At 67.7% G+C, this 25,286-nt stretch carries 22 protein-coding genes; 11 read left to right on the forward strand and 11 right to left on the reverse strand.

What is annotated here, in order from left to right; translation table 11 throughout:
• Nucleotides 1–4 precede the first annotated feature (4 nt).
• A complete protein-coding gene (locus tag ACFWUU_RS10280; RefSeq protein WP_380174468.1) occupies nt 5–643 on the forward strand; it encodes a histone deacetylase in 639 nt (212 codons plus the stop codon).
• Here the strand turns inward: ACFWUU_RS10280 and ACFWUU_RS10285 are convergent.
• Nucleotides 611–2,701: a M6 family metalloprotease domain-containing protein gene (locus ACFWUU_RS10285; protein ID WP_380174470.1), complete on the reverse strand. Its 2,091-nt coding sequence runs from the start codon at nt 2,699–2,701 to the stop codon at nt 611–613. The genes ACFWUU_RS10280 and ACFWUU_RS10285 overlap by 33 nt on opposite strands.
• A 125-nt stretch (nt 2,702–2,826) precedes the next feature.
• Here ACFWUU_RS10285 and ACFWUU_RS10290 point away from each other — a divergent pair, with 125 nt between their 5' ends.
• The 3 genes from ACFWUU_RS10290 (at nt 2,827) to ACFWUU_RS10300 (ending at nt 6,645) form a co-directional block, all read left to right on the forward strand.
• A complete protein-coding gene (locus ACFWUU_RS10290) occupies nt 2,827–4,185 on the forward strand; it encodes an NAD-dependent succinate-semialdehyde dehydrogenase (RefSeq protein ID WP_380174472.1) in 1,359 nt (452 codons plus the stop codon).
• 84 nt (nt 4,186–4,269) lie between these two features.
• Nucleotides 4,270–5,721: a hypothetical protein gene (locus ACFWUU_RS10295; protein ID WP_380174473.1), complete on the forward strand. Its 1,452-nt coding sequence runs from the start codon at nt 4,270–4,272 to the stop codon at nt 5,719–5,721.
• A gap of 18 nt (nt 5,722–5,739) precedes the next feature.
• Nucleotides 5,740–6,645 (forward strand): hypothetical protein, encoded by a 906-nt coding sequence (locus tag ACFWUU_RS10300; protein WP_380174475.1) that lies wholly within the window; start codon nt 5,740–5,742, stop codon nt 6,643–6,645.
• On the opposite strand, the gene ACFWUU_RS10305 is transcribed toward ACFWUU_RS10300, so the two are convergent.
• Together ACFWUU_RS10305 and ACFWUU_RS10310 are read right to left on the reverse strand one after the other, a co-directional pair.
• On the reverse strand, nt 6,576–7,073 hold the full coding sequence (locus ACFWUU_RS10305; RefSeq protein WP_380174477.1) for an excalibur calcium-binding domain-containing protein: 498 nt from the start codon (nt 7,071–7,073) through the stop codon (nt 6,576–6,578). The genes ACFWUU_RS10300 and ACFWUU_RS10305 overlap by 70 nt on opposite strands.
• A 77-nt stretch (nt 7,074–7,150) precedes the next feature.
• Entirely contained in the window at nt 7,151–7,642 is a 492-nt protein-coding gene (locus ACFWUU_RS10310; protein WP_137257424.1) for a helix-turn-helix domain-containing protein, read from the reverse strand.
• Between the two features lie 65 nt (nt 7,643–7,707).
• Here ACFWUU_RS10310 and ACFWUU_RS10315 point away from each other — a divergent pair, with 65 nt between their 5' ends.
• A complete protein-coding gene (locus ACFWUU_RS10315; RefSeq protein ID WP_137257423.1) occupies nt 7,708–8,223 on the forward strand; it encodes a PaaI family thioesterase in 516 nt (171 codons plus the stop codon).
• On the opposite strand, the gene ACFWUU_RS10320 is transcribed toward ACFWUU_RS10315, so the two are convergent.
• The 3 genes from ACFWUU_RS10320 to ACFWUU_RS10330 form a co-directional block, all read right to left on the reverse strand.
• Complete coding sequence (locus ACFWUU_RS10320) at nt 8,214–9,476, reverse strand: aminotransferase class I/II-fold pyridoxal phosphate-dependent enzyme (RefSeq protein ID WP_380174479.1); 1,263 nt, start codon at nt 9,474–9,476, stop codon at nt 8,214–8,216. The genes ACFWUU_RS10315 and ACFWUU_RS10320 overlap by 10 nt on opposite strands.
• Before the next feature lie 75 nt (nt 9,477–9,551).
• Nucleotides 9,552–11,960, reverse strand: coding sequence for a penicillin-binding protein (locus ACFWUU_RS10325; RefSeq protein WP_380174481.1), 2,409 nt, complete (start codon nt 11,958–11,960; stop codon nt 9,552–9,554).
• 97 nt (nt 11,961–12,057) lie between these two features.
• The gene (locus ACFWUU_RS10330; protein ID WP_380174483.1) at nt 12,058–12,510 is read right to left on the reverse strand and encodes a TetR/AcrR family transcriptional regulator C-terminal domain-containing protein; all 453 of its coding nucleotides are present in this window, start codon (nt 12,508–12,510) and stop codon (nt 12,058–12,060) included.
• Between the two features lie 7 nt (nt 12,511–12,517).
• Between ACFWUU_RS10330 and ACFWUU_RS10335 the strand changes: the two genes are divergently transcribed.
• Nucleotides 12,518–13,444 carry a zinc-binding alcohol dehydrogenase family protein gene (locus tag ACFWUU_RS10335; protein ID WP_380174485.1) on the forward strand — a complete coding sequence of 309 codons (927 nt, stop codon included), beginning with the start codon at nt 12,518–12,520 and terminating at the stop codon, nt 13,442–13,444.
• On the opposite strand, the gene ACFWUU_RS10340 is transcribed toward ACFWUU_RS10335, so the two are convergent.
• Nucleotides 13,412–15,694 carry a HelD family protein gene (locus tag ACFWUU_RS10340; RefSeq protein ID WP_380174487.1) on the reverse strand — a complete coding sequence of 761 codons (2,283 nt, stop codon included), beginning with the start codon at nt 15,692–15,694 and terminating at the stop codon, nt 13,412–13,414. The genes ACFWUU_RS10335 and ACFWUU_RS10340 overlap by 33 nt on opposite strands.
• 238 nt (nt 15,695–15,932) lie before the next feature.
• Here ACFWUU_RS10340 and ACFWUU_RS10345 point away from each other — a divergent pair, with 238 nt between their 5' ends.
• Genes ACFWUU_RS10345 through ACFWUU_RS10355 form a run of 3 tightly spaced genes read left to right on the forward strand, consistent with a single transcriptional unit; the run spans nt 15,933 to nt 18,542 of the window.
• The gene (locus ACFWUU_RS10345) at nt 15,933–17,300 is read left to right on the forward strand and encodes a ferric reductase-like transmembrane domain-containing protein (RefSeq protein ID WP_380174489.1); all 1,368 of its coding nucleotides are present in this window, start codon (nt 15,933–15,935) and stop codon (nt 17,298–17,300) included.
• Nucleotides 17,301–17,304: 4 nt separating this feature from the next.
• Complete coding sequence (locus ACFWUU_RS10350; RefSeq protein ID WP_380174491.1) at nt 17,305–17,757, forward strand: FMN-binding protein; 453 nt, start codon at nt 17,305–17,307, stop codon at nt 17,755–17,757.
• On the forward strand, nt 17,754–18,542 hold the full coding sequence (locus ACFWUU_RS10355) for an FAD:protein FMN transferase (protein WP_380174493.1): 789 nt from the start codon (nt 17,754–17,756) through the stop codon (nt 18,540–18,542). The genes ACFWUU_RS10350 and ACFWUU_RS10355 overlap by 4 nt, the downstream gene beginning before the upstream one ends.
• Here ACFWUU_RS10355 and ACFWUU_RS10360 read toward each other — a convergent pair.
• Entirely contained in the window at nt 18,464–19,018 is a 555-nt protein-coding gene (locus ACFWUU_RS10360; RefSeq protein ID WP_380174495.1) for a TetR/AcrR family transcriptional regulator, read from the reverse strand. The genes ACFWUU_RS10355 and ACFWUU_RS10360 overlap by 79 nt on opposite strands.
• A gap of 75 nt (nt 19,019–19,093) precedes the next feature.
• On the opposite strand from ACFWUU_RS10360, the gene ACFWUU_RS10365 reads away from it, so the two are divergent.
• Nucleotides 19,094–19,450, forward strand: coding sequence for a DoxX family protein (locus ACFWUU_RS10365; RefSeq protein WP_380174497.1), 357 nt, complete (start codon nt 19,094–19,096; stop codon nt 19,448–19,450).
• Here the strand turns inward: ACFWUU_RS10365 and ACFWUU_RS10370 are convergent.
• From ACFWUU_RS10370 to ACFWUU_RS10380, 3 genes are read right to left on the reverse strand one after another with little or no spacing between them, the layout of a single operon-like run.
• Complete coding sequence (locus ACFWUU_RS10370; protein WP_137257415.1) at nt 19,447–20,334, reverse strand: carbohydrate ABC transporter permease; 888 nt, start codon at nt 20,332–20,334, stop codon at nt 19,447–19,449. The genes ACFWUU_RS10365 and ACFWUU_RS10370 overlap by 4 nt on opposite strands.
• A gap of 1 nt (nt 20,335) precedes the next feature.
• Complete coding sequence (locus ACFWUU_RS10375; RefSeq protein ID WP_380174499.1) at nt 20,336–21,277, reverse strand: carbohydrate ABC transporter permease; 942 nt, start codon at nt 21,275–21,277, stop codon at nt 20,336–20,338.
• Between the two features lie 31 nt (nt 21,278–21,308).
• The gene (locus tag ACFWUU_RS10380) at nt 21,309–22,655 is read right to left on the reverse strand and encodes an extracellular solute-binding protein (RefSeq protein ID WP_137257413.1); all 1,347 of its coding nucleotides are present in this window, start codon (nt 22,653–22,655) and stop codon (nt 21,309–21,311) included.
• A gap of 269 nt (nt 22,656–22,924) precedes the next feature.
• Between ACFWUU_RS10380 and ACFWUU_RS10385 the strand changes: the two genes are divergently transcribed.
• Nucleotides 22,925–25,285: a glycoside hydrolase family 3 N-terminal domain-containing protein gene (locus tag ACFWUU_RS10385; protein ID WP_380174501.1), complete on the forward strand. Its 2,361-nt coding sequence runs from the start codon at nt 22,925–22,927 to the stop codon at nt 25,283–25,285.
• Nucleotide 25,286 lies beyond the last annotated feature (1 nt).

A 25,286-nucleotide genomic window follows, 5' to 3' on the forward strand; every position in this document is an offset into this window, starting at 1 on the left:
TTTCATGCAGCGAGTTTGGTACGTCGCCTACGGATCCAATCTCGCACTCGACCGATTCCGCTGCTACCTGGCCGGCGGCCGCCCCGAAGGCGGAGCGCGCGTCTATCCGGGCTGCCGCGACCACAGCGACCCGGAAGCGATCGCCGGCGTCGAGTTCCCCGGCGGCCTCGTCTTCGCCGGTACGTCGAAGGTATGGGGCGGCGGCTCCGCCTTCTACGACGCGAGCGCCGACGGGGTCGTTGCCGGCCGGGCGTACCTCCTCACGCCTGACCAACTCGGCGACGTCGCCGCCCAGGAGATGCGCCGCGAGCCCGGCGGCGAGTTCGCCGTGGACCTCGCCGGCCTGCTGCCCATGGTCGACTCACTCCACACGATGGGCCCGGGCCGCTACGAAACCGTGGCCCGCCTCGGCGAACGCGACGGCGTACCGATGTTCACCGTCACCCACGGAACCGTCGCCGACCTCGACCCCTCCGCCCCGGCCGCGCCGTACCTGCGCTGGATCGCTACCGGCCTGGTGGAAGCGCACGGCTGGGGGATCGACCGCGTGGTCGACTATCTGCTCGCGGCGCCGGGCGTCAGGTCAGGTTGGACGCCCGGCGCCTTGCGGTCAGTGCTTGATGGCGATGCAGGTCGCGGTTGAGGTTTTGGTCGGGTCGCTTTCGGAGGTGGCGGTGAGGGTGATCTTGCCGATCGGGCCGGTGCCGGGCTTGGTGTAGACGGGGACGGTTACCTGCTGCCCGGCGTTGGCGGTCGCGAGGGCGTTGGGGAGGGCGACCGGCCAGCCGCTGGCCTTGGCGGACAGGCGGTAGACGTCGCCCTTCAGGTACTGCGTGATGTCCTCGGGGCCGGACGTCGTACCGGCCTTGCCGGTGTTGGTCAGGCGGAAGGTGCAGGTCTGTACGCCGCTGCGGTCCGGCTTCGCGACCGTGGGCAGGACGCGTACGCCGCGCTTCTGCGCGCCCGAGCCGTCGAGCGAGCGGATGGCGACCGTGTACGACAGCACGCCCTTGCGGTCGCGGTGGACGTTGGTGATGTAGAAGTGCAGACGGTTCGCGGTGTCGGTGTACTCGTACTCGCTGCCGGAGTTCGTACCGGCGTGGAAGAGCGCGTCCGACAGCTGGCGGTAGTCGCCGATCGTGATCGGGACCTTCGTGCCGTCGGGCAGGACATAGTCGGTCAGGTTGATGTCCTGCGGGTTCGCGTCGATCACCCACTCGAACGGCGCCCGGTCCTGGTTCTTGGTCTTCGTCAGCAGTACGCCGGAATCGGGCGTGAACGAGTCCGTGCCCATCCGGTCGACCACCTCGACCGTGTAGTTCTGGTACCCGCGGCCGTCGCACATCGGGTCCGTGTTCACGTCGCACGGCGCGTCGAGATCGCCCGCGCCGCCGAGCTCGACGTTGACGCCGGACAGGTCCTTAGCGCCCGGGTTCACGCTGCGCGCGGTGACGTTCGCGATCACGACACCCGACGACGCGAGCGCCTCGCGGGACAACCGCAGTACGTTCTGCTCGTCGACCATCTGCAGCTTGACCTTGTTGCGGAGCATGTGTTGCGCGCCCATCGAGGCGCCGCCGGTCGCCGGGATCATCCAGCGGCTGTGTGGACCGCCCGGGCCGTTGAAGCTGCCGCGGCTGAGCATCTCCCACGGACCGGTGTAGTCGCGCCGGGCCGGGATGCTGTACGGGTTGTTGTAGTTGTCGCCGATCCCGAGGATGTGGCTGAACTCGTGGGCGAACACGCCCATCCCGGAGCTCTCCGCCTGCGTTGACGAGCCGCCGCCCGCGTTCGGCCAGATCGACGCGCCGGCGGCCCACGACGTCCAGTCGACGTACCGGGTGTCCGACCAGTTCGGCAGCGCCGGGTCCGGCGGGCCGAAGTCGTCGGTGACGTCCTCCTTGGTCGGGAACTTCATCATCCCGAACTCCTGCCAGGTGGACGATTCGTCCTGCCCGGCGCTGAGGAAGAACACGAAGTCGAAGCCGGCCGGTACTTCGGTCCCTTGGTCGGCGACCCACGCGGCCTTGCCGTCGGTCCGGATGTCACGGTCGCAATCGTCGCCGGCCGGGCACTCCGCGGGGCTCTGGAACTCCATGCCGTACTCGTGCGACTTGCCCGGCAGCCGGTACGGGCCGAACGCGGAGAGGTCGACGCCGTACCGGCCGCCGGAGTCCTCCATCCAATACTCGTGCAGCGTGTGCCCGTGGTTGAGCGGCTCGGGCTTGTTGAGGAAGTCGTGGTAGAACGCCGGGACCTGGTCCCGCGGTACGCCGTTCGCCGCGGCGCTCGGGTTGCCGAACACGGTCGAGCCCTTCGGCTTGGTGATCACGAAGTCCTGGTTCGGGTAGTCGAGCAATACGAGCGCACCCTTGAACGTCCGCTGCGATCCCTTCACCGCAGGGTCGGCCCAGTTCGTCCCCGGCGGTTTGACGTAGTCGGCCCACGTCATGTGATCCGGGTTCTCCCAGTTCTGCGGGTCGATCGGCCCCGGCAGCCCGGTCGCCGTCGTCTTCGCGACCCGCAAGTCCGGCCCCGACTGCTGCCAGGGCTGCTGCTGCGGCCAGTGCGGGTACTGCCAGGCATTCGCAGGATCCGGGGGAGCCGCACCGGGCGACGCAAGTGCCATCGACGGCACCGAGATGGCGGCCAGCACTGCAACCAGCCGCAGGACACGACGAACTTTCCGTTGCTCAGACACGGGCGGGCATCCGATCGACGAAGTGGGCGGAACATCGAGCATGCCTGCTGAGACGCCGGACTACAACAGATCGGCTCACTGTATACAGTATGGTGAGCAGGTCCCGGCTCTGGATGGAGGAAGCGATGTACTCAGTCACCGACCCGGCAAGTGGGCAGTTGGTGGAGGAAGTGGCCAACTCGACGGAGGAGGAGGTGCGGGCGGCGATCGGGCGGGTGTACGACGCCTACCCGGACTGGCGACGTCGACCGGTGGATGGGCGGGCGGCAATCGTGGACCGGGCGGCGGATCTGTTCGAGGAGCGGGCGAACGAGCTGGCGCGGATCATGACGCTGGAGATGGGCAAGCGGATCAACGAGGGCCGTGGTGAGGTCGGCATCGTGGTCGACATCTTCCGGTACTACGCGGAGCACGGTCCGGCGTTGCTCGCGGACGAGCCGATCGACATCAAGGGCGGCCGGGCCGTCATCACCAAGGGCCCGATCGGCGCGCTGCTCGGGATCATGCCGTGGAACTTCCCGTGCTACCAGGTCGCCCGGTTCGTCGCGCCGAACCTCGTGCTCGGCAACACGATCCTGCTCAAACACGCCTCGATCTGCCCGCGGTCCGCGCGCGCGATCGAGGAGATCCTGGACGCGGCCGGCGTACCGGCAGACGTCTACGTGAACACGTTCGCGTCGAGCCGGCAGATCCCCGGGATCCTTGCGGACACGCGGATCGCGGGCGTCTCTTTGACCGGCAGCGAGCAGGCCGGGATCTCGGTGGCAGCCGAGGCCGGCAAGAACCTCAAGAAGACCGTGCTCGAGCTCGGCGGCTCCGACCCCCTCGTCATCCTCGACACCGACGACATGGACGAGACGGTCAACGCCACCGCGACCGCGCGGATGCGGAACTGCGGCCAGTCGTGCAACGCCCCGAAGCGGATGATCGTCCTCGCGGACATCTACGACGAGTACGTCGACCGCCTGACCCAACGCGTCGCGGAGTACTACGTCCCCGGCGACCCGTCCGACCCGGCGACGAAGCTCCCGCCGCTCGCGTCGACCGCAGCCGCCGACGAGGTCGCCGCCCAGGTCGCCAAGGCGATCGAACAGGGCGCGACGCTGCGCGCCGGCGGTCGCCGCATCACGCCCGGCGCGTACCTCGAAGCGACCGTCCTCACCGACGTCACCCCGGACATGGACGCGTACTACGAGGAGATCTTCGGCCCGGTCGTCATCGTCTTCAAGGCAGACGACGAGGACGACGCGATCCGGCTGGCCAACGACACGCCGTTCGGTCTCGGCGCGTCCGTTTGGGGCACCGACACCGACCGCAACCGCCGTGTCGCCGACCAGATCGACGCAGGCATGGTCTACCTCAACCGTGCCGGCGGTTCGCAGGCCGACCTCCCGTTCGGCGGCATCAAACGCTCCGGCCTCGGCCGCGAACTCGGCCCGGCCGGCATCGAGGAATTCATGAACAAGAAGTCGATCCGGCTCTGATGTCAGGAACCGGTCATCGGGGTGCGACCGCGGGTGGATCTCGCTCACACTTGGTGTGACGCCCCGTGACCGAGAGCGATGGATATGAGCTACCAGCAGTTTCCGCCCCCGCAAGGTACGCCGTACCCGGGACCGCCGCCGAAGCCGCTCAGCCCGCACGACCCACTGGCCGTTGCCCTAGGCAACGCCTCGTTCCTCGGCCTCGGCTATTTCCTGATCCGCCGCCGGCTCTTCGGCATCCTCGGTCTCGCGGGTACGGCGATCCTCCTGGTGCTGCTGTGCACCCAACGGAAGACCGGCTATGAGTTGGCGCTGCTCGGATGGGGCGTACTCCAGGTCGTCCACGGCTGGTTCCTGGCCCGGAGTCAGCGCCTGCAGGCGGCCAATCTCACCAAGCGGCTGGTCGCCGGCGGTGTCGCGCTCGTCGTGCTGGGCGGTGTCGCCTTCGAGCGGTACGACGCGCAGCGGATCGACAAGCAGGCGATCACGGCGCGCGCGGCCGGCGACTGCGGCGGCGTACGGACGGCGCAGGCGAAGTATGGGCTCGGGCATCGGATCGGGGACGCGCCGCGGACCGTTCGCGTCGAGGGTGATGTCGCGGCGTGCGACCGGATCGACGATGCCGCGGACGGGCTGGCGAGCGCGATCAAGCTGGTCGACGTACCCAGGATGAAGGCGGGGTTCGACCAGCTGTCGGCTGTGGCTGCGGATCCGAACCAGTTGCCGCCTGTAGGTAAGGCGGTTGACAACTTCGTGGCCGGGTTTCCGCTGAAGGACTCGTGCGGGAGTCTCGAGGTGACCAACTGGTTGCGGACCCGGAAGCCGGTCGGCAACGTTCTCGACCGGCCGAACGCGCTCGTCCCGAAGCTCGAGCCGAACGCGCTGCTCGGCTGCGCAGACGCCCAAATGGCGAAGGCGGACTGGGCGAGTGCGCGGAGCACCTACCAGCTGCTGGTGAGCCGCTACCCGCGCGCGAAGCAGGCGGTCAGGGCGCGGGCCGGCGTACAGAGCGCGAACTATCAGATCCTGCAGGCGAAGATCCGCGCGGAGCTGGCACGGGTGCGCGGGCTCGTCTCGTCCGGCGGCTACTGCTCGACGCCCGCGAAGTACAGCCCCGCGCCGCGGCTTCGCAACGGCGTCAACCGCGCGGTGTTCTCCGGCGCCAGTGAATACACGAGCAAGCTGCCGTCGCAGTGGAAGGGGACCACGGCCGACAACGCTGCGCTGGTTGTCTGCGCGGGGGAGGAGACCCAAGGGGCGGCGGTGCGGACGTGCCGGTACACGCCGTTCATCGGCTCGGGTGGATCGGATACGTGGGTGACGTTCTACAAGATCCAGGTCCCGGTCCGCGTGTACGAGCTGCGCACCGGGCGGCTGATCCGGACCGGCAAGCTGCAGATCAGCGGGTCGGTCTGTCCGGCGACGATCTCGTACACGACGTACAACGGCGTCGGTTTCCCGGACACGCAGCAGGACGTGAGGCCGACCGCGAGCACGATCCGGGCTGCGTTCCAACCTCTCGTCGTCAGGCCCTGAACCGCGCATACTGCGACCATGACCGTGCCGGGTGAGTACTCGATCAAGACCTACCGCTACTTGCGGATGGCAATGGTGGCGATGATCGTCCTGCTCGGCGCTGCGCTGGTGATCGAGTGGTCCAAGACCGATCCGCGCTGCCTGCAGACGTCGATCAGCGCGTACTACTACACGCCGGTGCGGGCGATCTTTGTCGGCGCGCTGATCACGATCGGCGTCTGCATGGTGGTGCTGAAAGGCAACACCGAGCCCGAGGACATCCTGCTGAACGTGGCCGGCATCCTCGCGCCGGCCGTCGCGCTGGTGCCGACGCCGGGGCAGGGCCCGTGCCACTCGGTGCAGTTGGCGCTGGGTGACGCGGCGGCGAACGTCTCGAACAACATGCTCGCGTTGTTCATCGTCGGCGTACCGTGCCTGATCCTGACCGCGGTCTTCATCGTCCGGGACCGGGCGAAGGACCCGGGTCGCTGGACGCCGATGTACCTGCTCGGCCTCGGCGTCGCCGTACTGATCTTCGGCGGCGGGCTGGCGTGGTTCTTCGCCGACCGTTCCGGGTTCATCGGTCACGCACACTACGCGGCCGCGATCGTGATGTTCGTCTGCATCGTCGCGGTCGTGCTGCTGAACGCGGAGGAGTTCCGGCGCAAGCAACGCAAGCACGCGGTCCCGCACTCGCCGGCGAACAGGTACTCCGTGATCGCGATCCTGATGGTGGTCGTGCCGCTGCTGATGTTCGTGTGGAAGAAACTCTTCGGCTGGGACCACGCGGTGTTGTGGATCGAGGGCACGCTGATCGTGCTGTTCGCGGCCTTCTGGATCAGTCAGACGCAGGAGCTGTGGAACGACGGGATCCGTCAGGAGCTTCCACGGACAACGGGCGGGCAGGCGAGCCCGTCGCCGTCGGGATCGAGCGCGCGGGAGTAGCCCGGTTCGCCCCGGCGCAACGGCGCCTTCCCGGCGGCACGGACCTGTGCACAACTCCGGTACGTCACTATCGCGGCCGCCGTACGCTCCGCGCGGGCCGGCTTCGCGCTGCGCTCGATCGGCGGCTGCGTGACCGGTGCGGTCGGTCCCAGGTTGGGCGCGGTGTCCTCCGAGTCGCTGCTGAACGGGTTCAGCAGCACGAGCGCCATCAGCGCCGTCGGTACGACGACCATGATCGCGGTCGTGATCCGGCGCGGTCCGCCGTACCGCCCGATCGGTCCGCGAACTCCTCGGCCGTACTCGTCGACCCAGAACACCCAACGGTCCGGCGCCTTCGGCCAGGACTTGGGTGGCTGCCACCGTCGTGGTGGTCGCCAATCCGGCGTCGGTGGATCAGGCCACTCTGGTGGTGTGTTGAACTGCCGCACTTTCCGTCCTCCCCGGATGGCAGCCTAACCACTGCGGGCCGCGAAGAAACAGCCCTGTCCACCGAAAACCCTTTGTCTTATACGTTTGCCCGCCGTCGGGCACCCGGCCCGGGACGCGGTACGGCGTCGCGCGGCGTCGTCAACCGGTGACCGGACTCGCAGTACAGCTCGGTGTGGACAGGCGCTCCGCAGTCGCGGTGCTCGATCGTGAGCGGTGAACCTTCGGGGCCGGCGAGGTACTTGTCGCCCCAGTCGCGGATCGCGATCAGGACCGGGTACAGATCGAGGCCCTGCTCGGTGAGGCGGTACTCGTACCGTTGCCGCGCGCCCGGTTCGCGGTACGGCGTCCGCCGGAGGATGCCGTGCTCGACGAGTTTGGCGAGCCGGTTGGACAGCACCTGGCGGGGGATGTCGGTGCGGACCCGCAGATCGTCGAACCGGCGGATGCCGTTGAACACCTCGCGCAGCACGATGACCGTCCAGCGTTCGCCGAGGATCTCCATGGTGCGGCCGATCGGGCAGTTCGCCACCGACCAGTCGAGCGCGTTGTAGGTCGTCAAGCCACTCATCCGGCCATCGTAGTGAGCTCTAGGTCTCGTTGACAGACCCAGCTGGGTGATGTGAGGCTCGATCCATGACGGAGACTCAGCAGGCGAGCCGGAGCCGGACCTTCACCTGGACCGATCCGGCCGAGACCGCGGCGCGGGTCGGCAGCTCGACCGGGCTCGAGATGCTGCAGGCGATGCGCGACGGGCTGATCCCGGCGCCGCCGATCCTGCAGCTGGTCGGGGCGACCGGGTTCGAGGCCGAGGAAGGCAAGGTCACCGTGTACATGCCGGCGGCCGAGTTCCACTACAACCCGCTCGGTTCGGTGCACGGCGGCGTCATCGCCACCTTGCTCGACACGGCCGCCGGCTGCACCGTCCACTCGACGCTGCCGGCCGGCGTCGGCTACACCTCGCTCGACCTGATGACCCGCTTCATCAAGCCGGTCACGGTCAACTCCGGCGTACTTCGTTGCGAGGGCGCGATCATCAGCCGCGGTCGTCGTACGGCGGTCGCCGAGTCCCACCTGTACGACGAACGCGGCAAACTCCTCGCCCACGCAACGTCGACCTGCCTGCTCTTCGAGCTACCGCCTCAGGCCTGATCGGCGAGAAGCTTCTCACCCGCGACCAGGCGGACGCAGGTGGCGAGGCCGGTGATGGCTGCCTCGACCTCGGGGAGTTCGGGGTACGTCGGGGCGATGCGGATCACCTGGTCCGTCGGGTCGTCGCCGTACGGGTGTGTGGCGCCGGCCGGGGTGATGGCGATGCCGGCCGCCTTCGCCTTGGCGACGACCTCCTTGGCGCAGCCCTCCGGGACCTCCAGGCTGATGAAGTAGCCGCCGGCCGGAGCGGTCCAGGACGCGAGCCCGGTGCCGCCGAGCTCCGCGGTGAGGATCTTGTCGACGGCGTCGAACTTCGGCCGGATCAGCTCGGCCAGCGTCCGCATGTGCTCCCGCAGTCCGTCGGCGTCGCGCAGGAACTGCACGTGCCGGAGCTGGTTGATCTTGTCCGGTCCGATGCTCCGCTTGACCGTGTGGCTCAGCCACCACTCGAGGTTCGCCGGCGACGACCCGAAGAACGCGACGCCGGCGCCGGCGAACGTGATCTTCGAGCTCGACCCGAACACGAACGCCCGGTCCGGGTGGCCGTTCTCCGCACAGAGCGCGAGTACGTCGGCGATCTTCGCGGGGGAGTCGGTCAGGTGGTGGACGGCGTACGCGTTGTCCCAGAAGATCCGGAAGTCCGGGGCGGCGGTCTCCATCGCGGCCAGCCGCCGTACCGTCTCGTCGGAGTACACGGTGCCGTCCGGGTTGCTGTACTTCGGCACGCACCAGATGCCCTTGATCGCGGCGTCCTCCGCGACCAGCCGCTCGACGACGTCCATGTCCGGACCCTCTGGCGTCATCGGCACCGGGATCATCTTGATCCCGTACCGCTCACAGATCCCGAAGTGCCGGTCGTACCCCGGCACCGGGCACAGGAACGCGAGACCCTCGACGTCGGCCCACCGCTTCTCGGCGCCCGGCACCTTCCCGAGCAGCGCGAACACGACCGCGTCGTGCATCAGCTCGAGGCTCGAGTTCCCCGCGGCCAGCAGTTGCTCGACCGGCACCTGCAGGTCCTCGGCGAAGATCGCCCGCACCTCCGGCAGGCCGTGCAGGCCGCCGTAGTTCCGCAGGTCGGTCCCGTCCGCAGCCACCGGCTCGCCGCTCAGGCCCAGTACGCCGTTCGCCGCGTCCAACTGCTTGGGTGAGGGCTTCCCCCGCGTCAGATCAAGCTTGAGCCCCTTGGCCACCAGCGCCTCGTAGTCCTTGCGCGCCTGCTCAACCTGACCGGCCAACTCATCGACACTCACGGGGGGAGTCCTTTCACAAAAGCTAGGTGTTGCCCCCAGCCTAGTGATCCCCGGCGCGTGTCCTACTTCGGGGCGTCAGCCTCCTCGGCGGGGGTGGCACTTGGGGTCCCACGGCATGCAGGTCGGGATGTTGGGCGGCGGTTTGATCGTGGGCGGCACCACCGGTGGGATGACCGGGGGTGTGACCGGGGGCTGGGCCCGGCTGCCGTTGGAGATGATCAGCGTGACCATCGAGCCGGCCGGTGCGCCGTCCTCCTGGCGTGGGTTGGTCCAGGCGACGGTGCCGGCAGGGGCGTCGGAGTCGACCCGATCGCCGTGCGACATCACGACCTTGAAGCCCATCGACAACAGCTTGGCACCGGCCTCCGCGGGCGTCATGCCCTTCAGGTACGGCAGGTCCTTCACGTCACCGCGGATGATCTTGTCGTCCGGCTTGGTGAACTTACTGGTCGGGATGCCCTGCAGCGCCATCTGCATGGCCGTCTCCCAGACCGGTCCGGCGGTACCCGAACCGGATGCGTCGCCGATCTTCTTGCCATTCAGCGTCAGTCGAGCCAGGTCCTCGTACTTCGGGTCGGCGTCGGCAACCACCGCTGCGGCGGCGAGTTTGGACGAGTAGCCGGAGAACCAGACGGCGAAGTTGTTCTGGATGGTACCGGTCTTGCCGGCGAGGTCGCTCTTGCCGAAGTTCAGCTTCGCGCCGGTTCCGCCGCTCTCCATCACCTGGTGCAGGACGTAGCTGACACCGTCCGCGACACCCGGCGACAGGACCCGGTGGCAGTTCGGGCCCGGCGTGGGGATCGCCTTCTTCGTCTTGATCATCGTGATCGACGTGATGATCTGCGGGGTGCAGTACATGCCACGGGCGGCGAACGTCGCGTACGCGTTGGACAGCATCAGCGGCGTGATCAGACCGACCGAGCCGAGCGTGAACGACGGCACCTGCTGGAGCGGCTTCAGCGTCTGTGCGTCGTACATGCCGAGCTTCGAGGCGACGGTCGCGATCGGGCAGAGCCCGATCTGCTCGGACAACTGCAGGAAGTAGGTGTTGGTCGAGGCGCGCGCCGCGTCGACCATCGACGGGTCCGCGATCGTCTTGGTCGAGTTGCTCGGGTTGTAGTTCGGCGACGATATCGGTCCGTTGCAGGTGCTGAACGTCTTGCCGCTCAGGTCGATCGTCTGCGGCGAGTTGATCCGGTATGTCGTCGGCACGCCCTTGCCGATCGCCGCGGCGATCGTGAACGCCTTCATCGTCGACCCGTTCTGGAACCCGCCGTACCCGCCGGCGTAGGTCTTCTCAACGTTGTAGTTGTACGACGTCTGGCCCTTCTTGCTGCCGTACTGACGGCTCTGGGCCATGGCCTTCACCAGTCCGGTACCGGGTTCGACCATTGTGATCGCGGCCACAGCCTGGTCCCCGGCCTTGGAGTGCTGGTTGATCGAGGTCTGTGCGGCCGCCTGGATCTTCTGGTCCAGCGAGGTCTTGATCACCAAGCCGGCCGTCTCGATGTAGTTCTCGCGCTCTTCGGGCGACTTGCCGAAGGCGCTGTTCGCCTTCAGCTTCGAGACGACGTACTCGCAGAAGAACGGGTACTTCGAGTTCGCGCAGCCGCTCGGGGCGACCCGGACCTTCGTGGGGTCGATCACCGGGGTCCTGATCGCGTCCGCCGCCTGCTTGGCGGTGATGATGTTCAGCTCCTGCATGCGGCGCAGGACGACGTCGCGACGCGCCTTGGCCCGGGTCGGGCTGTCGATCGGGTCGTACCCGGTCGGGTTCTTCACCAGGCCGGCCAGCATCGCGGCCTGCGGCAGGTTCAGCTTCGCGGCGTGGACGCCGAAGTAGTGCATGGCCGCGGCCTCGACGCCGTACGAGCGGTCGCCGAAGAAGGCCAGGTTCAGGTAGCCGTTGAGGATCTGGTTCTTGCTCAGTTCCTTCTCGACGGCGATGGCGTAGCGCAGTTCGGCGATCTTGCGCTCGTACGTCTCGGCGGTGGCCTCCTTGACCTCCTCCGGCGTGCGGGCCTTGTTGATCAGGTTCAGCTTCACGTACTGCTGGGTGATGCTCGAACCGCCCTGCTGCACCCCGCCCGACGACTGGTTGCGCAGCATCGCGCGCAGCGTGCCCTTGGCATCGATCGCACCGTGCTCGTAGAACCGGTCGTCCTCGATCGCGACGATCGCCTTGAGCATGACCGGGCTGATCTGCTTCAGCGTCACCGGCGTCCGGTTCTGCTGGTACAGCCTCGCGATGGTCTTGCCGTCCGCGTCCTGGATCACGGTGGTCTCGGCCTGCGGCGCGGTCTTCAGATCCTGGGGCAGGTACTGCACGGTGTCGTGTGCGGTGGCCGTCGTCACGCCGACCAGACCGGCGAAGGGGAGGGCCAGTCCGGCGAACAGTGCTCCGGCGAGAACACTGACCAGCAGGAACACGAACACCGACATCACGACATTGGGCCGCTTGGCCCGCCGTTCGCCTCTGTGCATGGTTGGGCAGATTACGTCAGGTGGAGTACCTCAGGCACTCTCCCTGTTACGGAATTTACACATTTGCCCAGCGATCTCACCAACAGTGACCGCACTATCACTGCCGGGCGATCACCGAGGCCCCCTCGACGACCACTTCGAGGCAGTCCCGGAACAGGTCGTCGACGTCCCGGCCGGGCGTGAAGTACTCCGCGATCGCGCGCATCGACACCGGGTACGCCGCCCTGTAGTGCTCGAGATCGAAATCGGCGGCGTCGGGCCGGGGTGACTGCTCCTCGAGCGCGTGACCGACCGTGAAGCGCTCGACCGTGAGCACGATGATGCGCGCGTTGTGCAGGGGGATGCCGCGGTCGGCGAGCGTACTCATCGCAAGCTCGGACCACGCCGCCGTCTGCCGGGAGAGCTGCGCCATCGAGACGACCCGGGCGCCGTCCGGATGAGCGAGCAGCGCGCCGCGCAACTGCAGGGCGAAGTCGGTCAGCCACTCCTGCCACGGCTGGTCCGGCGCCGCCGGGGTGGGGTCGGGAACGATCGCCTCCGCGATCGCCAAGGCTGCTGTGCTGCACGAGGTGGGCGGGGTCCCGCGGTACGAGGAGTTCCCTGATCCGGTGCCGGCGGAGGGTGAGGTGGTGATCGAGGTGCTCGCGGCCGCGGTCGAGAACGTCGACAAGGCGGTTGCCGCCGGCAAGCATTATGCGAGCGGGAAGTATCTCGAGGAGCTGCCGATGATCCCGGTCTTCGACGGGATCGGCCGGTTGCCGGACGGGACGGTGGTCGGTTTCGGCAACGTGCGTTCGCCGTACGGCGCGCTCGCGGAGAAGACCGTCGTACCGGAGGGGGCGTACGCGCCGATCCCCGACGGGATCGACCCGGCCGTCGCGACCGTGATGGCGTCGGCGATCACCGCGCTGACGATGAAGACCGCGGCCGGCCTGCAGCCGGGGGAGACAGTCCTGGTCCAAGGCGCAACGGGTGTCGCCGGTCGGTTGGCCATCCAGGTCGCACGCCTGCTCGGCGCGGGACGCATCGTGGCAACCGGCCGCGACGACACCCAACTCGCCGAGCTCGTCGCCGATGCTGTCATCAATACACCTGACGAGGACCTGCAGCAGGCGTACGCCGACGCCGGCGGGTACGACGTGGTCCTCGACTTCCTGTGGGGCCGCCCGACCGAGCTCCTCCTTCGCGCCCTCACCCCGGACACGTTCGCCTTCACCACCCCGACCCGCATCGTCCAGATCGGCGAGGTCGCCGGCCCCGACCTCGCCGTACCCGCATCAGCCCTCCGCACCTCCGGCGTCGAGCTCTACGGCGCCGCCCGCAACCTGACACCGGAGGCGATGGGTGAGTCCTATCAACAGGTCGTCGATTGGACCCGCTCCGGCGACCTCACCTTCAGAATCGACCGCGTGCCGCTGACCGAGATCGAATCCGCCTGGCAACGCTCAAGCTCACGCGGTAGCCGACTGGTTGTAATCCCTTGAAAACAAGGCGTCCGGGAGGTCGCCGAGGATGGTGAGGTGTTTGGTGGCTCGGGTGGTGGCGACGTAGAGATCAGAGAGGCCGCGGGAAGAGCCGGCGACGATCGTGGCTGGGTCGGCGATGATGACGGCGTCGAACTCGAGGCCTTTGGATTGGGCTACGTCGAGGAGGGCGACGTCTGCGTCCAGGACGGACGGGTCGTGGGTGTGGGCGATGTCGGGGAGGGCATTGGCGAACTCGTCGTAGCGGGAGGTTGGGACGATGACTGCTAGATGACCGTCGTCGATTGCTTCGCGCGAGGTCTTGATTGCTGCGGCCAGGGCGTCGGTGAGTTCTTCGGTGGAGATGCTGCGGATGGTCGGCTCGGTGCCGGTGCGGCGGACTGAGGTTGGCGGGGTGAGGGTTGGGTCGATGGTGGCGAGGATGTTGGCGGCGACCGTCATGATCTCCGCGGGTGTGCGGTAGTTGACGGTCAGCTCGGCGGTGCGCCAGCGGCGTGGGGCGTAGCGGTCCAGGAGGTCTGACCAGGAGCGGACGCCGGCGGCCGAGCCGGTTTGGGCGATGTCGCCGACCAGGGTCATCGAGCGGCGTGGGCAGCGGCGCATCAGCATGCGCCAGTCCATCGCGGACAGTTCCTGCGCCTCGTCGACGATGACGTGGCCGAAGACCCAGGTGCGGTCCGACGCGGCGCGCTCGGCCAGGGTGAAGGGGTTCTCGATCAGGCGCGTGCGTTGGGCGATCAGGTCCTTGAACTGCTCGATCTCCCAGGGCATGATCTCGATCCGCTCGGCGGTCAGCTCGATATCGATCACGCCATGTGCGTACTCACGGTTGGCCTCGACCGCAGCGGCCTCCTCGGCGGCCTGGCGGTTGCGTCCGGCAACGACTCCGCTGGTTTCCCCGAGCAGCTCGGCGGCCTCGTCGAGCAGCGCGACATCGGACGGAGCCCAGTCGGCCGTCGCAGGCCGCAGTACGGCGGTGCGCTCGTCGTCGGTGAGCTGTGGTGCGGCGGCGGCCAATCGGTCCGCCGAGGAGAACAGCACCGAGATGAGGAGCTGCGGCGTGAGCTCCGGCCAGAGCCGGTCGAGCAGCTCCAGGACGCGGTCGTCCTCGGACAGCTCCTTCTCGATGTCCTCGATGTCGACGGCTCCGACGTACTGGCGTCCGATCTGTTCGACGATCTGGTTCGTCAGCGTCTTCAGGATCCGTCGTACGAAGAGCGGGCGGGCCCGGTTGTGCTGCTCCCGCGCCGTCAGCGCGCTCTGCTGCGCCTTGCGGATCGCGCTCGGCCGCAACACCAGCTCGTGCTGGTCGACCTTCAGCTTGATCGGCGCGGTCGGTACGACGCGGAACCGGCTGATCGCCTCCGCGAGTACGTCGGCCATCGCCAGGTCGCCCTTGATCCGCGCGGCCTCGGCCGACTCCGGCGCGGTCGCCGAGACACCTGGGTACAGCTCGCTGATCGTGGCGAGCACGACGTCGGTCTCGCCGAGCGACGGGAGCACCTGGTCGATGTAGCGCAGGAACGTGCTGTTCGGCCCGACCACGAGTACGCCGCTGCGCCCGAGCTGCTCGCGATGCGTGTACAGCAGATACGCCGCGCGATGCAGCGCGACCACGGTCTTGCCGGTCCCCGGACCGCCCTGTACGACGAGGACGCCGGGCAGGCTGGCCCGGATGATCCGGTCCTGCTCGGACTGGATCGTCGCGACGATCTCGTTCATCCGGCCGGTGCGGCTCGCGGTCAACGACGAGAGCAACGCGGCCTCGCCGATCAACGTACTGCGTTCGCCGTCGCCCAACGCCTCGAGATCGAGCAGGTCGTCGTCCACCCCGACCACGGTCCGGCCGTGCAGCCGGATGTGCCGGCGGCGTTTGACGCCGAGCGGCTCGGCGGCGGTGGCGCTGTAGAACACCTGCGCGACCGGCGTCCGCCAGTCGACCAGGATCGGTTCGTAGTCGTCGTCGAACAATCCGATCCGGCCGATGTGGAACTGTTCTCCGGCGGTTTCGTCGATCCGACCGAAACACAATCCGCGTTCGACCGACGACAACTGCGAGAATCGCCCGGAAAACAGGTCGGTGAACGATTCGCGTTCGGTGTAGGACTGGTCGGTGCCGGTGGTTTCCTCGAGCTGTACCCGGTCGAGTTCGCTCTTGGCTCGTTCGCGCAGGATGTCCAGCCGGTCGTACATCCGGTCCACTTCTCCTTGTTCTGCGGTGATCTCGTCCGCGAGTAGCTGATCCGTCACGCTGCCCCCATGCTCTTGCGAACCCCCGATCGCATCTGCTAATCTATAAACAGATGCCCCGAAAGGGCGTCTTTTTTATTGCCCGTACAAACACCCAACAATAGCCATTTCCTTGGCCGCGGGCAACACCGAACGGCTTTCCTTAAACGGCCGCTTCACAGCAGGCTCACAGCCAAGCCGAAGGATGCGCTCAGCAGGCGACTCGACACTGGGATGCAGTCATCCCCGAGGAGTCGCCATGTTCGAAGCGCTGGGTCGGCGGGCTCACGCCGACGACACGGTGCGCACCTGTGCGTTCGTGGTCCTGTGGCTGAGCCTGCTGCTGGTCACGTACTGGTGGGTGGCGGACGGCGGCGTCCAGGAGCTGGGCGGCTGGGCGACCGGCCTCACGTCGCTCGGCCGGCTCACCGGGCTGCTCGCCGCTGTCCTGCTACTCGCGCAGGTCCTGCTGATGGCTCGGGTGCCGCTGCTCGAGGCGGCGTACGGGCAGGATCGGCTCGCGCGGATCCACCGCCTGACCGGGTTCACGTCGTTCAACCTGATGCTGGCGCATATCGTCACCATCACCTGGGGGTACGCGGCGGGGGAGCTGGTCCGCACGCCCGCGACGCTGTGGGACCTGACGGTCGACTACCCGGGCATGTTGCTCGCGGTGGCCGGCACCATCTGCCTGTGTCTGACCGTGGTGACGAGCATCAAGGCCGCGCGGCGACGGATCCGGTACGAGTCGTGGCATCTGCTGCACCTGTACGCGTACCTCGGCGTCGGACTCGCGCTGCCGCACCAGCTCTGGACCGGCCAGGACTTCCTCTCGTCGACCAGCCGGACCGTCTTCTGGTGGACCGCCTGGGCTCTGACAGCCGCGGCGATCCTGGTGTTCCGGATCGGGATGCCGGTCTGGCGAAATGCCCGGCACCGGCTGCGAGTGACGGCCGTCGTCCGCGAGGCCGATCGCATCGTCTCGGTGTACGTCGAGGGACGGCGGCTGGACCGGCTGCAGACCGAAGCCGGTCAGTTCTTCTCCTGGCGGTTCCTCGGCCGGCCAGGCTGGACCCGGGCCAACCCGTACTCGTTGTCGGCCGCGCCGGACGGCCGCAGTCTGCGGATCACAGTCCAGGAAGCCGGCGACGGAAGCGCGGCGCTCGGCGGCGTACGTCCGGGTACGCGCGTTCTGGTCGAAGGACCGTACGGACGGTTGAGCGCGCGGGCCCGGACCACACGGCGGATCGCGCTCATCGGCGCCGGGGTCGGCATCACCCCGCTGCGTGCGTTGGCCGAAGGACTCGACTACGCGCCGGGCGACGCGGTCCTGATCCAGCGGTACACCGATCATCAGCTCTTCAGGAACGAACTGCAGGCGCTCCATCGCGATCGCGGACTGTCCCTGCTGTCGCTGCCAGGTCATCGGCGCGGCCTCGGCTCGTGGTTCGGCCCGGGGCCGGGCGAGCTCGACGACCTGCAAGCGCTTCGGCACTGGATCCCGGACATCGCCGAACGCGATGTCTACCTGTGCGGACCGGACGCGTGGACGCAGCTGGTGAAGCAGACCCTCGACGCCGCCGGTCTCCCGGCCGAGCGGCTCCATCTGGAAACGTTCAAGTGGTGATCTCGTGAAACGCATCGTGCTCTGGTTCCTCGGTACGGTCTCGGCCGTCGTCCTGCTGTTCGGCTACCGCACGTCGACCTCCGGTCCGGAGGCTGCCACACCGCTTGCCAGCGGCAACGAAACCGGACCTGGTGCGTCCGCTCCGTCGACGGCGCCCTCATCTGTGCCCTCGTCGGCGCCCGGTTCGTCGACAGTCACGGGTGACGTCGCGCAGACGCAATGGGGTCCGGTCCAGGTACAGCTCACCGTGCAGAGCGGCAAGATCACGGCCGTCAGCGTTCCGCAGTACCCGAACGGGAATCGCCGCGACGCCGAGATCAACGAGTACGCGCTGCCGATCCTGATCAACGAGACCGTGCAGGCGCAGAGTGCCGATATCGACATGGTCAGCGGGGCGACCGTGACCAGCGACGGCTACATCCGTTCCCTGCAAAGCGTTCTGGACCAGGTCAAATGACCACGCGGTACGTCGAGCACGTGATGGGGATGCCGATCAGCCTGGCGCTGCGCGGGCGGCACGCGGCCGACGACCGCGCGACCGAGGCGTGGGCCAACGCCCTCGACGTACTGCGGGATGCCGACCGGATCTTCAGCACCTACCGGCCCGATTCTTACGTGTCCCGCCTCGACCGCGGCGAGCTGGCTGTTGCGGACTGTCCGCCGGAGGTCGCCGAGGTCCTCGCGCTCGGCGAACACGCCCGGGTCGAGACCGGCGGCGCGTTCGACGTACGACGTAACGGGGTGCTGGACCCGAGCGGTGTGGTGAAGGGTTGGGCCGTCGAGCGGGCCGCACAGGCCTTCGACAGACTGCCTGGCACGGACTACTGCCTCTCGGCCGGCGGCGACCTGACCTGCCGGGTCAGCGGTCCGCACTCGGTCGGCTGGCGGATCGGGATCGAGGACCCCCATGCGCCGGAGAAGGTGGTCGCCGTGGTGCCGATCCGGAACGGCGCGATCGCTACCTCCGGGCTGCACCGGCGTGGCGACCACATCACCGATGCTCGCACCGGTACGACGCCGGCCGTGCTCGCGTCGGTGACCGTGGTCCATCGGTCGCTGACCCAGGCCGATATCGACGCGACCGCGGCCTTCGCGCTCGGCGCGGATGGTCTCGAGTGGATGCGCTCCCGCACCGGTCTGGTCGTCCTGGCCGACGGGACCCGTCAGGTCTTCGGCGTCAGCACCCGTTCGACGACTTCGGCGACCATTCCGCGTGGAATGGGGCGGTGGGCAACGAAGTGACGGTAGAAGAACGGACTGGTGAGCAGGTCCGTGGTCAGCTCGGGATCGGTGTCCGGGCCGAGTTCGCCGCGCTCGCGACCGCGGGCCAGTACGACGAGCATCGGCTCGCGGCGGCGGTTGGTGAGATCGGTGTGCAGTTTCGACAGCGCCGGGTCGCGCTCGGCGGCGTCGATGAACGCGGCCAGCAGGCGAGGGAACGGCGTCCGCTCGAGCAGCGTCACGAACGCGGTCAGGATCTCCGTGGCATCGGAAACCACCGACCCCGTGTCCGGCGTCGGCAACGGGCGGAAGGTGGCGTCCATCGCGTCGACCAGCAGCGCCCCGGTGGTCGGCCAGCGCCGGTACAGCGTCGCCTTGCTCGCGCCGGCCCGCCGCGCGACCGCCTCCATCGTGAACCCGACCAGCCCCGACTCGTCGAGCACGCCGAGCGCAGCCGTGAGCATCCGCTGCCGGGCACCGTCACCACGCGAGACCATTGATCCACCTCCATCGAAACGCTATCGTACCGTTAGCGTAAGAGTACGGTACCGTTTCGATAGAAGGTGATCCCGATGAGGTCCGGGACGTACTGGGCAGTGACCACAGTCGTCGTGGGGGAGTGTGCTGTCGGCGGCGCGATGGATCTGCTCCGGATGCCGCCGTTCTACCCGATGATGATCGACCTGGGATATCCGAGTTATCTCGCGACGATCCTCGGTCTCGCCAAGCTGGCGGCCGCGGTCGTCCTGCTGGCACCCCGCCTGCCGCGGTTGAAGGAGTGGGCGTACGCCGGGGTGCTGATCAACATGACCGGTGCTGCCGCCTCGAACGCGGCCGAGCACGTGTACTCCGGGATGATCGCCCCGGCGGCGTTCGCCGTACTGGCGCTCGCGTCGTGGGCGATCAGACCCGGAAGCAGACGTCTCTAGCGGCTGAAGCCCGCGGTCAGGCCGCTGAGCAGCTGGCGGCGGCTGACGGCGTACAGGATGACGATTGGCAGCGTGGTGAGGACGACGGACGCGAGGACCGCCGGGACGTTCACGCTGTACTGGCCCTGGAACGTCCACAGTGCCAACGGCAGCGTGCGCTTGTCCGGGCTCTGGGTCAGGATCAGCGGCAGCAGGAACCCGTTCCACACGGCCAGACCGTTGTAGATGCTGACGGTTACCAGCGCCGGCCGGGTCAGCGGGAACGCAAGCGTGCGGAGCATGCCCCACTCGGTCGCGCCGTCCACCCGCATCGACTCGAACAGTTCCTTGGGTACGTCGCGGATGAAGTTCGACAGCACCAGCACCGACAGTGGGATCGAGAACGCGACCGACGGCAGGATCAGCGCCAGCAGGCTGTCGTACAGGTGCATCTTGATGATCAGCAGGTAGACCGGGATGATCGTCGCCTGCAGCGGGATCGCCAGCCCCATCAGGAACATACCGTTGACCCCGGCAAGGAACCTGCTGCCGGCGCCGCGGATGATCGCGTACGCCGCCATGAACGAGATCCCGACCGCGGGGATGATCGTGCCGATCGTGACGATCACGCTGTTGATGAAGTACCGCGGAAAGTCGGACTCGATGACCAGCTTGTAGTTCTCCGACGTCGGTGCGGACGGCAGGGCGAACGGGTTCTGGGTGAAGTAGTCGCTCTGGTCCTTGAAGCTGGTGACCACGATCCAGTACAGCGGGATCACCACGATCGCGAGCCAGATCCAGCCGGCCAGGCCGCCGAACCAGTTCAGCTGGAGCAGCTTGTGTGCGCGCACCGGTCCGCCACGGGCGCGGCGGGTCGACGTACTCGAGGTGGTTGCGATCGCCATCTCAGGCACCTTCCTGCTGGCTGGCCGTCGTACTGCCGCCGAGCCGCCGCAGCAGCAGTGCGAGCACCAGGCCGAGCAGCACGATGATGGACGCGATCACGCTGGCGGGACCCATCTGGTTGGACATGAAGCCGCGCTTGTACATGTCGAGCGCGAGGACCCGGGTGGCGTCACCGGGGCCGCCCGCGGTGAGCACGAAGATCAGGTCGAAGAAGGTCAGCGAACCGACCACCATCAACGTCGACGACGTGATGATCGTGTACTTGAGCTGCGGCACGGTGATGCTGAAGAACTGCCGGATCCTGCCGGCGCCGTCGATCGAGGCGGCCTCGTACATCGTGGTCGGGATCTGCCGGACGCCGCCTTGGTAGATCAGCGAGTGGAACGGGATGAACTGCCAGGACACGATGAAGATCACTACGCCGATGGCGAGGTTGCTCTTGCCGAGCCAGTCCTGGGTGAGGAAGCCGATGTGCAGGCCCGCGCCGAGGCCGAAGTTCGGATCGAGCAGGGCCTTGTACGTGATCGCGATCGCGGCCGAGCTGAGCAGCAGCGGGATGAAGTACAGCACGGCCAGGAACGCGCGGTACCGCTGCCGGCCGGCCAGGAACGTGCCGAGCAGCAGGCTCATCGGGGTCTGCACGGCCCAGGACAGGATCATGATCTCGAAGGTCACCAGGACGCTGTGCCACGTCTGCGGATCGGACAGCACCGAGCGCCAGTTCGCGAGCCCGTTCGCATGGATCGCGCCGAGGCCGTCCCACTGGGTGAAGCTGAGCACGACCACGCCGACCAGCGGCACGACCCCGAACACGACGAACAGCACCAGCGCGGGCAGCACCATCCAGGCGACCGGACCGCTCCGCCCGACGCCGGCCCCCCCGGCGCCGGACGAGACATTGCGGCCGGTCGCCGGGACGACGGGCGGAGCGGTCACGGTCATGGAGTCTCCTGGCCTTCGATGTTCAACAGGTTCACTGGCCGATCACCGCGTTCATGTTGTCGGCGAACTGCTGCGGCGAGATGGACAGCTGGAACAGCTTGGCGATGTTGTCGAGCAGGGTCTCGGCCTGCGTCGGGCTGAGGGCCTGGTCCCACGACTGGGCGAAGTTCTTCGCGTTCGCCGCGGTGTCGTAGACGAAGTTCAGCCACTCGGAGTCGTTCTTGTCGGTGATCGACGAGAGCTTGTCCTTCGCGCTCTTCACCACGGGGATGTTGCCGGACTTCACCCAGGCGTCCACTGTCGCGTCGTCGAGGGTGTTGTTGGCGATGAACTTCTTCGCGGTGTCCTTGTCGCCCGAGCTCGCCTTGGACGAGATCGACATGTACTGACCCGGGTTGCCGACGGTGTCGCTCGGGTCGCCCTTGCCGCCGTCGACCGGCGGGAAGTTCATGTAGCCGAGGTGCCCGCCGGTGACGAAGTCCTTGCCGGACGACTTCATGTTGCCGTAGGTCCAGGCGCCGTGCAGCATCATCGCGGCCTTGCCGGTGTAGAGCAGCGCCTGGTCGGCGTTCGAGTCGGCGGTGATCGAGGAGAAGCCCTTGATGAAGCCGTTCGCCTTGATCAGCTTCTGCATCTCGTCGAGCGCCTTCAGTGCCGACGGGTCGGACCAGCCGTCCTTCTTGCCGTCGTAGATGTTCTGGAAGACCTCGCTGCCGCCGATCCGGTCGAACAGGAACTCCAGCCACATCATGTTGGTCCAGCGGGACTGGCCGCCGAGCGAGAACGGCGCGATGCCCTTCTCGTTGAACTTCGGCACCAGGTCCATGATGTCGCCCCACGACTGCGGGGGCTGGGCGCCGATCTTCTCGAACGAGCGCTTGTCGTAGAACAGCACGATCGGCGTGACCGTCTCGCCAGGCACGGCGTAGAGCTTGCCGTTGACGGTCGCCGCCGTGAAGGCGGACGGGAAGATCGAGTTCTTCAGGTCGGTCTGCCCGTTGAACCAGTCGGTCAGGTCCTCGACCTGGCCGGCTTCGACGTAGGCCTTCAGGCCGCCGCCGCCCCAGCCCCAGATCAGCGTCGGGCCCTGGCCGGCGCCGATCGCGGTCTTGATCTTGGCCTTGAACGCGTCGTTCTGGAACTCGGTGGTCTTGATCTTGGTGTTCGGGTTCGCGTCGTTGAACGCCTTGACCTGCGCCTCCCGGATCGCCTGCTGCGGCTGTCCGGTGAGGAACCAGTACGTCGTGCCGCTGCCGGCCGCTGCTCCGGTGGTGGAACCGGGCGTGCTACTCGGGCCGGAGCTGCCGCAGGCCGCGAGGCCGGCCGCCAGTGCGCCGCCGCCGACCATGCCTAAGAAGGTACGACGGGATGTCGTCATCGGATCCACTGTGATCTCCGTACTCCGTGCTGCCCCCACAGGTTGCGGAAGGCACCTGTCGATATGACTTGTTTTCGAAACATAGATTTCGGAGATAGTGCTGTCAAGACTTGAACTAAGGGCAGTTTGGGGTCACAGTGAGGTCACGTAAACGCCTGCTGTCACAGGCGATTCACAGACCCGGGGCGGATCGCCGGGGTCGGCGGGAGAGCTTCGAAACTTTTTCGATAATTGCTCACCGAAATGAATGATCATCAAGGGAGATTTTCTTGTCCATCTCGACTGACCGGCCCTGGCGCGACCCTGCGCTGCCTGCCGCCGAGCGGGTCGGCCTGCTGTTGCGGGCGATGACGTTGGAGGAGAAGGTCGCGCAGCTGGGCAGTCGCTGGGCCGGTAACGACATGGCCGACACCGAGGTGCCGCCGGACGAGGCGATGAACGTGGCGCCGATGGAGGACGTCTTCTCCGCCGGCGGATCGTCGTCGCTGGAGGACGCGAGCCGCGACGGTCTCGGTCATCTCACCCGGGTCTGGGGCAGCTACCCGCTGTCGGTCGAGCAGGGCATCGCCGAGGTGATCCGGCAACACGAGGTCGTGCTGAAGAACTCCCGGCTCGGCGTCCCCGCGCTGGTCCACGAGGAGTGCCTGACCGGCTTCACGACGTACGGCGCGACCGTCTACCCGGCGTCGATCGCCTGGGGCGCGACGTTCGACCCGTCACTGGTCGAGCGGATGGCAGCCGCGATCGGGCGGGACATGGCCGCGGTCGGGGTGCATCAAGGCCTGTCGCCGGTGCTGGACGTCGTACGCGACTATCGGTGGGGTCGCGTCGAGGAGACGATCGGCGAAGATCCTTACCTGGTGGGGATCCTGGGCTCGGCGTACGTGCGCGGTCTGCAGAGTGCCGGCGTCATCGCGACGCTGAAGCACTTCGCCGGGTACTCCGCGTCGCGCGCCGGCCGGAACCACGGCCCGGTGTCGATGGGTAAGCGCGAGCTGCTCGACATCATCCTGCCGACGTTCGAGACCGCGATCGCGACGGCCGCCGCCGGATCGGTGATGAGCTCGTACGCCGACCTGGACGGACTGCCCGCGAGTGCGGATCCGTGGTTGTTCACCGACGTACTGCGGGACGAGTGGGGCTTCGACGGGACGGTCGTCTCGGACTACTGGGCGGTGCCGTTCCTGGCGTCGATGCATCGGGTCGCGGCGGACAACGCGGACGCGGGCGCGCTGGCGTTGACGGCCGGGACCGATGTGGAGCTGCCCGACACGATCGGGTTCGCCGGGCTGGTGGACAAGGTGAAGTCGGGCGAGGTGTCCGAGGATCTCGTCGATCGGGCGGCGCGGAGGTTGCTGCTGCAGAAGATCGAGCTCGGTCTGCTCGACGAGGACTGGACGCCCGAGGGGTCGGTGCGGACGGGCGTCGAGCTCGACTCGGCGGACAACCGATCGATCGCCGCTGAGCTGGCGGAGAAGTCCGTTGTGCTGCTGGATGCGGGCACGGCTCTGCCGCTGAACAACCTGGGCAAGATCGCCGTCGTCGGTCCGACCGCGCATGACCCGCGCACCTTGATGGGCTGCTACGCGTTCCCGAACCACGTGCTTCCGCGGTACCCCGAGCGAGGGCTGGGGATCGACATTGCCACGCCGCTCGATGCCTTGCGCAACGAGTTGGCCGGCGTAGAGGTGTCGTACGCCAAGGGTTGTGACGTCATGGGTGACGATCGCTCCGGGTTCGACGATGCTGTTGCGACGGCCCAGGACTGTGATGCGGTGGTGGCGTTCGTCGGCGACCTGTCCGGGTTGTTCGGGCACGGGACGTCCGGTGAGGGCTGTGACGCCGAGGATCTTCGGCTTCCGGGCGTGCAGGGGCAACTGCTGGATGCGCTGCTCGGCACCGGGAAGCCGGTTGTGCTGGTGGTGGTGTCGGGGCGGCCGTACGCGCTGGGTGAGTTCGCGGAGCGGATCGCCGGGCTGGTGCAGGCGTTCATCCCGGGCCAGCAAGGTGCGGCCGCGATCGCCGGTGTGTTGAGCGGGCGGATCGTGCCGAGTGGGAAGTTGCCGGTGCAGATCCCGCGGCATGTCGGTGGGCAGCCCGGTACGTACCTGCAGCCGGCGCTCGGCAGTGTCGAGAGCGCCGGGATCAGCGGGCTCGAGGTCCGCCCGTTGTACCCGTTCGGCTACGGGGCGTCGTACACGACCTTCACGATCGCCGATCTCCGGTTGAGCGCGCCGGAGATCGGCAGCAACGGCGAGTTCACTGCAACGGTGCGGGTGCAGAACACGGGCGACCGGCCCGGCGACGAGGTCGTGCAACTGTATCTGCGGGACGTCGTCGCCCGGGTCGCCCGGCCGTTGAAGCTGCTGACCGGGTTCGCGCGGGTGTCGCTCGAGCCGGGACAGGCGGTCGATGTCACGTTCCGGGTGCACGCCGATCGCACGGCATACACCGGCCCGGATTTGAGACGGATCGTCGAGCCCGGCGAGTTCGAAGTGATGATGGGCACGTCGTCACAAGACCTGCCGTGTCGCGCTTCGGTGCGGATCACCGGGGATGTGAGGGTGGTCGGACACGACCGGGTCCTGACGACGCCGGTGACGATCGCAGAGGATCCAGGAGGAGGGTGAC

The sequence above is a fragment of the Kribbella sp. NPDC058693 genome (genome assembly GCF_042715335.1).
GTDB lineage: Bacteria > Actinomycetota > Actinomycetes > Propionibacteriales > Kribbellaceae > Kribbella > Kribbella jiaozuonensis.

Bases quoted from the DNA above. Each gene is read 5' to 3' on its own strand.
- ACFWUU_RS10345 (WP_380174489.1), top strand. From the start codon at position 15,933: ATGTTCGAAGCGCTGGGTCGGCGGGCTCACGCCGACGACACGGTGCGC.
- ACFWUU_RS10310 (WP_137257424.1), bottom strand. From the start codon at position 7,642: ATGAGTGGCTTGACGACCTACAACGCGCTCGACTGGTCGGTGGCGAAC.
- ACFWUU_RS10370 (WP_137257415.1), bottom strand. From the start codon at position 20,334: ATGGCGATCGCAACCACCTCGAGTACGTCGACCCGCCGCGCCCGTGGC.
- ACFWUU_RS10380 (WP_137257413.1), bottom strand. From the start codon at position 22,655: ATGACGACATCCCGTCGTACCTTCTTAGGCATGGTCGGCGGCGGCGCA.
- ACFWUU_RS10375 (WP_380174499.1), bottom strand. From the start codon at position 21,277: ATGACCGTGACCGCTCCGCCCGTCGTCCCGGCGACCGGCCGCAATGTC.
- ACFWUU_RS10315 (WP_137257423.1), top strand. From the start codon at position 7,708: ATGACGGAGACTCAGCAGGCGAGCCGGAGCCGGACCTTCACCTGGACC.
- ACFWUU_RS10325 (WP_380174481.1), bottom strand. From the start codon at position 11,960: ATGCACAGAGGCGAACGGCGGGCCAAGCGGCCCAATGTCGTGATGTCG.
- ACFWUU_RS10295 (WP_380174473.1), top strand. From the start codon at position 4,270: ATGAGCTACCAGCAGTTTCCGCCCCCGCAAGGTACGCCGTACCCGGGA.
- ACFWUU_RS10300 (WP_380174475.1), top strand. From the start codon at position 5,740: ATGACCGTGCCGGGTGAGTACTCGATCAAGACCTACCGCTACTTGCGG.
- ACFWUU_RS10355 (WP_380174493.1), top strand. From the start codon at position 17,754: ATGACCACGCGGTACGTCGAGCACGTGATGGGGATGCCGATCAGCCTG.
- ACFWUU_RS10360 (WP_380174495.1), bottom strand. From the start codon at position 19,018: ATGGTCTCGCGTGGTGACGGTGCCCGGCAGCGGATGCTCACGGCTGCG.
- ACFWUU_RS10280 (WP_380174468.1), top strand. From the start codon at position 5: ATGCAGCGAGTTTGGTACGTCGCCTACGGATCCAATCTCGCACTCGAC.
- ACFWUU_RS10365 (WP_380174497.1), top strand. From the start codon at position 19,094: ATGAGGTCCGGGACGTACTGGGCAGTGACCACAGTCGTCGTGGGGGAG.
- ACFWUU_RS10290 (WP_380174472.1), top strand. From the start codon at position 2,827: ATGTACTCAGTCACCGACCCGGCAAGTGGGCAGTTGGTGGAGGAAGTG.